At 71.2% G+C, this 10419-nt stretch carries 9 protein-coding genes; 7 read left to right on the plus strand and 2 right to left on the minus strand.

Features of this window, described 5'->3' with window-relative positions; all coding sequences use genetic code 11:
• Positions 1 to 294: 294 nt before the first annotated feature.
• Positions 295 to 1050, plus strand: coding sequence for a CDP-diacylglycerol diphosphatase (locus MKL01_RS06540; RefSeq protein WP_243904409.1), 756 nt, complete (start codon positions 295 to 297; stop codon positions 1048 to 1050).
• A gap of 6 nt (positions 1051 to 1056) precedes the next feature.
• On the opposite strand, the gene MKL01_RS06545 is transcribed toward MKL01_RS06540, so the two are convergent.
• Positions 1057 to 1962 (minus strand): LysR family transcriptional regulator, encoded by a 906-nt coding sequence (locus MKL01_RS06545; protein WP_243904410.1) that lies wholly within the window; start codon positions 1960 to 1962, stop codon positions 1057 to 1059.
• 171 nt (positions 1963 to 2133) lie between these two features.
• Between MKL01_RS06545 and MKL01_RS06550 the strand changes: the two genes are divergently transcribed.
• From MKL01_RS06550 to MKL01_RS06575, 6 genes are all read left to right on the plus strand, one after another.
• Positions 2134 to 3654: an ABC transporter substrate-binding protein gene (locus MKL01_RS06550; RefSeq protein ID WP_243904411.1), complete on the plus strand. Its 1521-nt coding sequence runs from the start codon at positions 2134 to 2136 to the stop codon at positions 3652 to 3654.
• Positions 3655 to 3889: 235 nt separating this feature from the next.
• Positions 3890 to 4807: an ABC transporter permease gene (locus MKL01_RS06555; protein ID WP_243904412.1), complete on the plus strand. Its 918-nt coding sequence runs from the start codon at positions 3890 to 3892 to the stop codon at positions 4805 to 4807.
• 10 nt (positions 4808 to 4817) lie between these two features.
• Complete coding sequence (locus MKL01_RS06560; protein WP_243904413.1) at positions 4818 to 5753, plus strand: ABC transporter permease; 936 nt, start codon at positions 4818 to 4820, stop codon at positions 5751 to 5753.
• A 61-nt stretch (positions 5754 to 5814) separates the two neighbouring features.
• Positions 5815 to 7236, plus strand: a complete 1422-nt coding sequence (locus MKL01_RS06565) for a M20 family metallopeptidase (RefSeq protein WP_243904414.1) — start codon at positions 5815 to 5817, stop codon at positions 7234 to 7236.
• Positions 7237 to 7239: 3 nt separating this feature from the next.
• The gene (locus tag MKL01_RS06570; RefSeq protein WP_243904415.1) at positions 7240 to 8844 is read left to right on the plus strand and encodes an ABC transporter ATP-binding protein; all 1605 of its coding nucleotides are present in this window, start codon (positions 7240 to 7242) and stop codon (positions 8842 to 8844) included.
• A gap of 189 nt (positions 8845 to 9033) precedes the next feature.
• Positions 9034 to 9393, plus strand: a complete 360-nt coding sequence (locus MKL01_RS06575; RefSeq protein ID WP_243904416.1) for a hypothetical protein — start codon at positions 9034 to 9036, stop codon at positions 9391 to 9393.
• Here the strand turns inward: MKL01_RS06575 and MKL01_RS06580 are convergent.
• Positions 9366 to 9794: a MucR family transcriptional regulator gene (locus MKL01_RS06580; RefSeq protein ID WP_243904417.1), complete on the minus strand. Its 429-nt coding sequence runs from the start codon at positions 9792 to 9794 to the stop codon at positions 9366 to 9368. The two genes, MKL01_RS06575 and MKL01_RS06580, sit on opposite strands and share 28 nt — an antisense overlap.
• Positions 9795 to 10419: the final 625 nt, after the last annotated feature.

The raw sequence follows: 10419 nt of genomic DNA on the forward strand, positions 1-10419 counted from the left end.
CTGTGGTAGGCAACCGGCATGGTCGACGCATCGCGGGGGATGCGCCAGGGAAACACCAGCACCCTGGATTTGCTCCAAGGTAGCGCGCCGCGGGTGCGCGGGAAGACGCGATGATCGGCGGTGCGCCCTGCCCCGTACGCGGGGGGTCCCGCGGGATTCCGGAACCGGCGGCGTCGGCACGGCAAGGCTCGGCCGCGTACGGGCGCCTGAAGACGCTTTGCCGGCGCGGGTCGCGATCGGGTATCGCGGGATCGAGCGGAGCCGCCTGCGCTGCCGGCCTCAAGGGGAGATTCCATGCGTCGCGCGTTGCTCGCCGCCTATCTGGTCGCCTTCTCGATGCCGGCCGCGGCAGGCCCGGATCCGAGCCGGGACGTCCTGTGGGCCGCGCTGAAGACCTGCGTCCTCGCCAAACGGGTCGCCAACCGGACCTTCCCGTGCCTCTCGGTCGATCTCGGCGATAAGGACCGGCCCGGCTCGGCGGTCCTGCGCGCGCCGGGCGAGCCGACCCACATCGTGGTCATGCCCACCGACACCGTGGCCGGGCTCGAAGCCCCGGTCCTGCGGGGATCCTCGGGCATCGCGTACTGGCGGGCGGCCCTGGCGGCCCGGCCGTTCGTGTCCGACGCGCCGGCCGGAAAGCTGCCCACCGAGGCGATCGGCCTGGCGGTCAACTCGGCCCAGGGCCGCAGCCAGGACCAGCTCCACATCCATCTCGACTGCCTGAAACCGAGCGTGCTGAAGGCCGTGCGGGCGCACGCCCGCCAGGTGCGCCGGACCTGGAGCCGCTTTCCGGTGCCGCTTGCCGGAGACCGCTACTTCGCCCTGCGGGTGCCGGAGGCGGAGGCCGAGTTCTTCAACCCGTTCGCCGCCCTGCACACCCTGCCGGGCGGCCGTCCGGACCTGCACCAGACGAGCTTCGCGGCGCTCGCGACGCCGCCCGGCGATCCCGAACCGGGCTTCCTCGTGCTGGCCTACAGGGTGCCGGGCGCGAGCGCCGAGGACGTGATGGACCACAGCTGCGCCGTCGCGTCAGGCCGCAGCGGCGCCTGAGAGCCCCTACGGGCCCGCGACCGGCGGCGGCAGCGCGTCCAGAAGCTGGCGCAGGAAGGCCCGCACCGCCCGCGGCAGCCGCCGGTCGCGCATGGCCTGGACCTGGATGCCCCGGGAGAGGCTCGCCTTTGCGCGGATCGGCAGGCTGACCAGCTCGTTCAGGCGCAACGGCGTCGTCACGGACAGCGCCGACATCAGCGCGAGCCCGCGGGAGCGCCGCACGAAGGGCAGCAGCGCCGAGAGCTTGTTGGCGGTCAGCACCGGCTCGACCGCGATGCCCTCGTGCGCGCAGGCGGCGTCGAAGACCTGCCGCAGGGTCGTGTCCCGGGTCGGCAGGGCGACCGGGTAGTCCAGGAGGTCGGCGAGGCGCAGGGCCGGCGCCCGCGCCAGGGGATGGTCGGGGGCGGCGAGCGCCAGCATGTCCACCTGCCCGTCGTAGAGCACGTCGACCTGCGGGTTGGGGGTCAGCGCGAAGGTGATCCCGAGATCGGCATCCCCCACCGCCACCGTCTGGGTCACCTGGGCGGGCGGCAGGACGGTCACCTCGAAGCGGATGCCGGGATGGGTGGCGTGGAAGGCCGCGATGGCATTCGGCACGATGTCGAGGGAGAAGCCCTCGGAACTCGCCACCCGGATCAGCCCCCGCGCGAGTCCCTCCAGCTCCCGGATCTCCGTGACCACCTGCTCGGCGCGGATCAGCACCTGATGGGCGTGCTGGGCCAGGAGTTCCCCGGCCGGGCTCGGCACCATCCCGCGCGGGCGCCGCTCGAACAACACGCAGTCGAGCTCGGCCTCGAGGTTGCCGATCTGCCGGCTGATCGCCGAGGCCGCCACGTTGAGCTGCACCGACGCGGCCGCGATCGAGCCGGTGCGGGCGACGGCGAGGAAGTAGCGCAAGCTGCTGGTCTGCATTATTATGCCCTAAGGGCTATATGTTGCAGTGCACATTGCCGTTGCGGCAACGCAGGGCTCGCTAAATTCTACTTGTTGCGATCTCAGATGCACAACATCATGGCACGGTGAAAAAGGCGGCAGCGGCGGATGCGATTCGCACGGCTGGTCCGCCGCGCCGTCGGAGCCCCCATGCCGCTGCGGACCCTCACCCTCGCGACCGCGGTCGCGGCCCTGATCGCCGCCAGCCCCGCGCTCGCCGGCAAGGCGGACGACACCCTGGTCTACGCCTCCGACAGCGAGCCCGAGAACGTCAGCCCGTACCACAACAGCGCCCGGGAGGGCGTGATCCTGGCCCGGAACTGCTGGGACACGCTGCTGTATCGGGACCCGGCGGACGGCACCTACAAGCCGATGCTCGCCACCGCCTGGACCTGGACCGACGACACCACACTGGATCTCACCATCCGCGAGGGCGTGACCTTCCACAACGGCGACCCGCTCGGGCCGGAGGACGTGGCCTTCACGTTCAACTACGTGCAGACGCCGGAGGCCCGCACGGTCACCCGCCAGAACGTCGACTGGATGAAATCGGTGGAGGTCACCGGCCCGCACACGGTCCGCATCCACCTCAAGGCGCCGTTCCCGGCGGCGCTGGAATACCTCGCCGGCCCGACCCCGATCTTCCCGGCCAATTACTTCAAGAAGGTCGGCCTCGACGGCTTCGCCAAGGCGCCCGTGGGCAGCGGCCCCTACCGGATCACCAAGGTCGACAGCGGCCGGGGCGTCAGCATGGAGCGCTTCGCCAACTACTGGGCGGGCAGCCCGCTCGGCCGGCCGAAGATCGGCAAGCTGCAGTTCCGGGTCATCCCGGACGGCGAGAGCCGGATGGCCGAACTGATCACCGGCGGCGTCGACTGGATCTGGCGGGTCCCGAGCGACCAGGCCGACCAGCTCCGCGCCGCCCCCAACGTCACCGTGCTCAACGCCGAGACGATGCGGGTCGGCTTCCTCCAGTTCGACACGCTGGGCCGCGCCAGGGAGAACTCGCCGCTCAAGGACGTCCGCGTCCGGCAGGCGATCTCCTACGCCATCGACCGCAAGGCGATGGTCGACAACCTCGTGCGCGGCGCCTCCCGGGTGATGAACGCGCTCTGCTTCGTCGACCAGTTCGGCTGCACCGATCAGGGCGTGCCGCGCTACGCCTACGATCCGGCCAAGGCCAAGGCTCTGCTCAAGGAAGCCGGCTATCCGAACGGGTTCGAGATCGATCTCGGCGCCTATCGCGAGCGGGACTATGCCGAGGCGGTGATCGGCTATCTCGGCGCCGTCGGCATCAAGGCGCGGCTCAACTACCTGCGCTACGCGGCGTTCCGGGATTCCCTGCGGGCCGGCAAGGTCTCGATCGGCTACCAGACCTGGGGGTCGTTCTCGGTGCTGGACGTCTCGGCCTTCGACGGGGTGTATTTCCGCGGCGGCGAGGAGGACCTGACCAAGGATCCGCAGGTGATCGCCGACCTTCAGGAGGGCGACGGCTCCACCGATCCGGCGAAGCGCAAGGCCGCCTACGCCCGGGCGCTCCAGCGGATCGCCGGCGAGGCCTACGCCCTGCCGATGTTCTCCTACGCGACGAACTACGCCTTCACGTCGGACCTGACCTTCACCGCCCAGCCCGACGAGGTGCCGCGCTTCTACGCGGCGTCGTGGAAATGACCGCGATGGCCGCCGCAACGCGCCGCGCCCCCTCCCCCCTCTGCGGGGGAGGGTGGCCCCCGAAGGGGGTCGGGAGAGGGGAGCGACGCTTCCGGACGGGTCGCGACAGGCTTCACATCCTGAACCGTCGCGCTGCCCCTCTCCCGATCCCTGCTGACGCAGGGGCCACCCTCCCCCGCGGAGGGGGGAGGGAAGAAGCGCGCGTCCTGTATCGGCCTGAAGGAGCCAGGACCCCATGCTGACCTTCACGCTCCGGCGCATCCTGGTCGCCCTGGCGGTGGCCTTCACGGTCTCGGTGGCGAGCTTCCTGCTCCTCCACCTCTCGGGTGACCTCGCCACCGCCATCGCCGGGCCGGAGGCCACCGGGCCGCAGATCGCCCGGATCCGCCAGGATTACGGCCTCGATCAGCCGCTGCTCACCCAGTTCCTCACCTGGGGCTGGCGGGCGCTGCACCTCGATTTCGGCAACTCCTTCTATTTCCGCGAGAGCGTGATCGACCTGCTGGCCGCCCGCCTGCCGATCACCCTCTATCTCGGGATCATCGCGCTGGCCGTCGCGCTGTTCGTGGCGATCCCGCTCGGCGTCATCGCCGCGGTGAAGCGGGACACCTGGATCGACCGGCTGGCGCTCGCCGTCTCGGTGTTCGGCCAGGCGATGCCGAGCTTCTGGTTCGGCCTGACCCTGATCCTGGTCTTCTCCGTTAACCTCCGCTGGCTGCCGGTCTCGGGCAACGCCACCTGGAAGAACTTCGTCCTGCCCGCGGTGGCGCTCGGCTACTACGCGATGCCGGCGGTGATGCGGCTCACCCGCAACGGCATGCTGGAGGTGCTGGCCTCCGACTACGTCCGCACCGCCCGGGCCAAGGGGCTGCCGCCCCGGAAGGTGCTGGTCCGGCACGCGCTGCGCAACGCCGTGATCCCGGTGATCGCCCTGTCGGCGGTGCAGTTCGGCTTCATGCTCGGCGGCTCGATCGTGATCGAGGCGGTGTTCTCGCTCCAGGGTCTCGGCCAGCTGGCCTGGGAGTCGATCGCCCGCAACGACTTCCCCGTGGTCCAGGCGATCGTGCTGGTGCTGGCGATGATCTACATCGGCCTGACGCTGGCGGCCGACCTTCTGAACGCCTTCCTCGATCCGCGCCTGCGGCAATCGTGAGGATCCGCCCATGAGCCTCCCCCCCGACACGGCGGCTCTGGCTGCCCCCGCCCTGCCCCCGGACGCGGCCATCACCCTGGCGCCGGTGCCCTCGCCCACGCGCCTCATCGTGCGGCGGGGCCTGCGCCACACCGGCTTCCTGATCGGGGCCGCGATCCTCGGGCTGATCGTGCTGGCGGCACTCGCCGCGCCGCTCATCGCCCCGCACGACCCCTACGCGCAGGACGTGTCCCGCCGCCTGATCCCGCCGATCTGGCAGGCCAAGGGGACCTGGGACCACGTGCTCGGCACCGACAAGCTCGGGCGCGACTACCTCAGCCGCCTGCTCTACGGCGGCCAGATCTCCCTGCTGATCGGGATCTCGGCGGCGCTGATCTCCGGGCTCATCGGCACCACGCTCGGCTTGTGTGCCGGCTATTTCGGCGGCTGGGTCGACTCGGTGGTGAGCTACGTGGTGACCACGCGGCTGGCCATGCCGGTGGTGCTGGTGGCGCTCGCCATGGCGGCCCTGGTCGGCGGCTCCCTGAAGGTGGTGGTGCTGGTGCTGGGCTTCCTGCTCTGGGACCGCTTCGCCGTGGTGACCCGGGCCGCCACCCAGCAGATCCGCAACCAGGATTTCGTCAGCGCGGCCCGGGCCGCCGGGCTGACCGACCTGGGCATCATCGGCCAGGAGATCCTGCCCAACATCATGAACGCGCTGATCGTGGTGGCGACCCTGGAGATGGCCCACGCGATCCTGCTGGAGGCGGCCCTGTCGTTCCTGGGGCTCGGGGTGCAGCCGCCCCTGCCCTCCTGGGGCCTGATGATCGCCGAGGGCAAGCAGTACATGTTCTTCCAGCCCTGGGTGATCACCATCCCGGGGGTGGCGCTGCTCCTCCTCGTGCTGGCGATCAACCTCCTGGGCGATGGCCTGCGCGACATCACCGCCCCCGAGGCGCGCAACTGATGACGCCGCCGGACCAGGGTCCGGCCGGCGCAGCACCGCAATGTTTCACGGGAAACACACCATGATGCGAGATGCCGCCATCGCGCGCGCCACGGAGGCCTTCGACTCGGGCGCGTTCCTCGCGCTCCTGCGGGAGGCGGTGGCGATGCCCACCGAGAGCCAGGCCCCCGGCCAGGAGCCGGCCCTGCGCGCCTATCTCGACGCCTTCGTCACACCGGTGGTCGCCCGGCTGGGCTTCGAGCCCCCGAAGACGTTCGCGAATCCCGACGGGGTGCACGGCCCGTTCCTGATCGCCGAGCGGCATGAGGGTCCGGACCTTCCGACCGTGCTGATCTACGGCCACGGCGACACGGTGCGGGGCTATCCCGAGCAGTGGCGGGAGGGGCTCGGACCCTGGGAGATCGTGGTCGAGGGCGACCGCTGGTACGGCCGCGGCACCGCCGACAACAAGGGCCAGCACGTCCTCAACCTCGCCGCCCTGGAGCAGGTGATCGCGGCCCGCGACGGCCGCCTCGGCTTCAACGTGAAGCTGCTGATCGAGATGGGCGAGGAATCCGGCTCCCCGGGTCTGCGGCCGTTCTGCCGGGACCAGGCCGAGGCCCTGCGCGCGGACGTGCTGATCGCCTCGGACGGGCCGCGCCTCAACGCCGAGCGCCCCACCGTCTTCCTGGGCTCCCGGGGTGCCTACAATTTCGAGCTGAGCCTGAACCTGCGGGAGGGCCCGCACCATTCCGGCAACTGGGGGGGCCTGCTGCGCAACCCCGGCACAGTGCTGGCCTCGGCGATCGCCTCGATGGTGGATGCCCGCGGCAGCATCCTGGTGGAGGCCCTGCGGCCGCCGCCGATCCCCGAGGGCGTGCGCGCGGCGCTCGCCGACATCCGGGTCGGCGAGGACCCGACCGCGCCGACGATCGACGCCGACTGGGGCGAGCCGGGCCTGACCCCGGCCGAGCGGGTCTTCGCCTGGAACACGCTGGAGGTGCTGGCCTTCAAGACCGGCGATCCGGACGGGCCGCTCAACGCCGTGCCGCCCCACGCCAAGGCGACCCTGCAGCTGCGCTTCGTGGTCGGCACCGACTGGGAGAACCTCATCGCGAACGTGCGCGCCCATCTCGACGCGCACGGCTTCCCGATGATCGAGGTCCGGCCGGCCCGCGCCGCGGAGGTGTTTCAGGCGACGCGGCTGCCCGTGGAGGATCCCTGGGTGGAGTGGGCGCTTCAGTCGATCGAGGCGAGTTCCGGAAAGAAGCCGGCCCTGCTGCCGAACCTCGGCGGCTCGCTGCCGAACGACGCCTTCTCGGAGATCCTGGGGCTGCCGACCCTCTGGGTGCCGCATTCCTACCCGGCCTGTCGCCAGCACGGACCGGACGAGCACATGCTCGCCTCCAGCACCCGGGAGGGCATGGCGATCATGGCCGGGCTGTTCTGGGATCTCGGCGAGGCCGGCCCGGACATCCTGCGCCGCCGCACCGCGAGGGCCTGAACCATGAGCGAGCCGGTCGTCCGCATCCGCGATCTGACGATCGCGCTCCCCAGGGGGGCCGACCGGCCCCACGCGGTCGAGGGCCTGAACCTCGACCTGGAATCCGGCAAGATCCTCTGCGTGGTCGGGGAATCGGGCTCGGGCAAGTCGATGAGCGCCTACGCGCTCACCGGCCTCCTGCCCCGGGCGCTGAAGCCGACGGCCGGGTCGATCCTGTTCGAGGGCCGGGACCTCCTGAGCCTCGACGAGCCGGCCTGGCGCGCTCTGCGCGGCCGGCGCATCGCCATGGTGTTCCAGGAACCCATGACGGCGCTGAACCCGGTGATGCGGATCGGCGACCAGATCGCCGAGATGTTCGAGGCGCACAACCTGCTCACCCGGTCCGAGCGGCACGCCCGGGCGGTGGCGCTCGCCACCGAGGTCGGGCTGCCGAACCCCGCGGAGGCGGTCCGGGCCTATCCGCACCAGCTCTCCGGCGGCCAGCGGCAGCGGGCGATGATCGCCATGGCGCTGGCGCTGGAGCCGTCCGTGCTGGTCGCCGACGAGCCGACCACGGCCCTCGACGTCACCACCCAGGCCCAGATCCTCCGGCTGATCCGCGACCTGCAGCGCAAGCGTGGGATGAGCGTCCTGTTCATCACCCACGATTTCGGCGTGGTGGCGGAGATCGCCGACCACGTGGCGGTGCTCCAGCGCGGGCGGCTGGTCGAGTCGGGCACGGCCGAAGCGGTGCTGCGCGACCCGCAGGCACCCTACACGAAGGCGCTGCTCGCCGCCGTCCCGAGCCTGACCCCGCCGTCGCGCCCGCCGCTCGCGGCCGCCCCGGTCGCCCTCTCGGTCGTCGGACTCACCAAGACCTACACGACGCACGCCAGCCTGTTCGGCAAGCCGCGGGTGGTGGCGGCGGTCCAGGATGTCAGCTTCGACGTGCGGCGCGGCGAGACCCTGGGGATCGTGGGCGAATCGGGCTCGGGCAAGTCGACCACCGCACGGCTGGCGATCCGGCTGATCGAGCCCGACGGCGGCACCGTCCGGCTGGGCGACCTCGACTACACGGCGCTCGGAAAGGCGGCGCTGCGGGACAAGCGCAGCCGCATCCAGATGATCTTCCAGGACCCGTTCGCATCCCTGAACCCGCGGCGCACCGTGGAGCAGATCATCACGGCGGGCCCGATCGCCCACGGGGTGCCGGCCGCCGAGGCGCGGGCGCGCGCCCGGAGCCTCCTCGACCTCGTCGGCCTCGACCCGAAGGCGGCCGCCCGCTACCCGAACGCCTTCTCGGGGGGCCAGCGCCAGCGCATCGGCATCGCCCGGGCGCTCGCCCTAGAGCCGGACGTGCTGGTGGCCGACGAGGCGGTCTCGGCGCTGGACGTCTCGGTCCAGCGGCAGGTCCTGGAGCTGCTGGAGGACCTGAAGCGGCGCCTGTCGCTCGCGATGCTGTTCATCACCCACGACCTGCGGGTCGCGGCGACGATCTGCGACCGGATCGCCGTGATGCACCGGGGCGCCGTCGTGGAGATGCGCGGGACCGCAGAGCTCTTCGCTGCGCCGGAGCACGCCTACACCCGCAGCCTGCTGGCGGCGGTCCCGGGGGCACACGCCTCGTGAGCCGCCTGCGGCGGGATCGGTCCCGCCTGGGACGCAGAGACAAGTTTTTTGGACGGAGTCGTTCTGTCTCGCGGCGGTCCGTTCGGTAGAATAGCGGCGTTGTCGAGGGTCGAGCACCCCGGCGGATTCACGGCCAAACCCGCTATCCGTGCCCGCTCGCGCCTCGAATGCCGACGGGATATTTTCAGCGTGTCGACCTCGGACAAGCCAGACGACATCCAGCCGGCCCGCAGGCGCTCAGAGCCGGCGGTGCCACCGGTGCTCCGCCGCGGACGCCAGCACCGGATCGTGCGCTGGATCGGTGCCGGCCATCGCAATCCGTCGAAGCCCGACGCGGAGGCTGCGTCCGGGGCGCCGGAGGGCCGCCTGATCAAGCTGTGCTGGGCCGACACCTTCGGCCGGCCCGCCCGCCCCAATCCTGCAGGGTTCTCCTGGTCGGCCCCCGCCCCCGCGCAGGTGCTGCCGTTCCGGAGCCTCCGGGACCGGTGCGAGCCCCAGCCGTCCCCGTGCCGCGCCGCCGATCAGCCGCCGGTGCCGGTCCTGCGCTGATCGGCACGCCCACCCGGCACGCCGAGGCCGATGGCCTTCGCCAGCGCCGAGCGCTGCGCGGCGTAGCCGGGGGCTGTCATCGGGTAATCGTCCGGGAGGCCGTAGCGCTCGCGGTACCGTTCCGGCGTCAGGCCGTGGGCGGTGAGATGGCGCTTCAGGGTCTTGTAGGACCGGCCGTCGATGAAGCTGACGATCCCATCCTGCTGAACCGACTTGCGGATCTGCGCCGGCGTCGGCTGCTCGACGGCCGGCGCGGCCTCGGCGGGGGGCAGGCCGTCGAGATTCACGAGCGCCCCGTGCACGCTCGCCATCAGCTCAGGCAGGGCCGTCGGCGGGACCGAGTTGTTCGAGACGTAGGCCGCGACGATCTCGCCGACCAGCGTGACAAGCTTGAAGGTCATCTCGGGATTTTTTTCGGGCACTGCGCGAGTCCACTCAAAGCTTTCGAGGAAGGCATCACAGCTTCCAAAAGAAAAAGCACCGGGGTGTCAAGGTGGATTTGACAGATTGTCGCACGGGGAAAGCGCATTTTGGTGCAGGATGATCGAAGCTCGGCTCGGGACGGGGGCGCTTACCTGCACTCGATCGCCGATCGCCTGATCTTTACAGGGTCCGATCGCATGAGCGGCGGGAAATACCGCGCCGCCGGATGGGGGATCGCGGCGTGCGTTCGGGCTCGGTTCCGGGGGGCGTCAGGGTGCCGAAGGCGCGAATCAGCGCGAGGCTCAAGGCCCTGCGCACCGCGAACGAGGCGGTGCCGGCCAGGGTGAACCGGTTGCCGACCCGGGCGAGGACGCACACATCGGCCCCCGGCCGGGCGACCGGAGGATGGCCCAACCGGGGGAACCGAGATGAATCACGGCACCAGCCCGAGGAGGCCGGGCCGCGCGGCCGCCCCCGACGCCGGGTGCTTGGGCGTTCGGGGTGTCGGCCGGGTGCGGCTCAGGCCTGCATGCCCCAGCGCTGGACGGTGCGGCGCTCGATGGTCTGGAAGATCAGGTTCTCGACCACGAGGCCGATCAGGAT

This window comes from Methylobacterium sp. J-070, assembly GCF_022829385.1.
Classification (GTDB): Bacteria; Pseudomonadota; Alphaproteobacteria; order Rhizobiales; family Beijerinckiaceae; genus Methylobacterium.

Bases quoted from the DNA above. Each gene is read 5' to 3' on its own strand.
- MKL01_RS06560 (WP_243904413.1), top strand. From the start codon at position 4,818: ATGAGCCTCCCCCCCGACACGGCGGCTCTGGCTGCCCCCGCCCTGCCC.
- MKL01_RS06540 (WP_243904409.1), top strand. From the start codon at position 295: ATGCGTCGCGCGTTGCTCGCCGCCTATCTGGTCGCCTTCTCGATGCCG.
- MKL01_RS06555 (WP_243904412.1), top strand. From the start codon at position 3,890: ATGCTGACCTTCACGCTCCGGCGCATCCTGGTCGCCCTGGCGGTGGCC.
- MKL01_RS06545 (WP_243904410.1), bottom strand. From the start codon at position 1,962: ATGCAGACCAGCAGCTTGCGCTACTTCCTCGCCGTCGCCCGCACCGGC.
- MKL01_RS06565 (WP_243904414.1), top strand. From the start codon at position 5,815: ATGATGCGAGATGCCGCCATCGCGCGCGCCACGGAGGCCTTCGACTCG.
- MKL01_RS06550 (WP_243904411.1), top strand. From the start codon at position 2,134: ATGCCGCTGCGGACCCTCACCCTCGCGACCGCGGTCGCGGCCCTGATC.
- MKL01_RS06570 (WP_243904415.1), top strand. From the start codon at position 7,240: ATGAGCGAGCCGGTCGTCCGCATCCGCGATCTGACGATCGCGCTCCCC.
- MKL01_RS06580 (WP_243904417.1), bottom strand. From the start codon at position 9,794: ATGACCTTCAAGCTTGTCACGCTGGTCGGCGAGATCGTCGCGGCCTAC.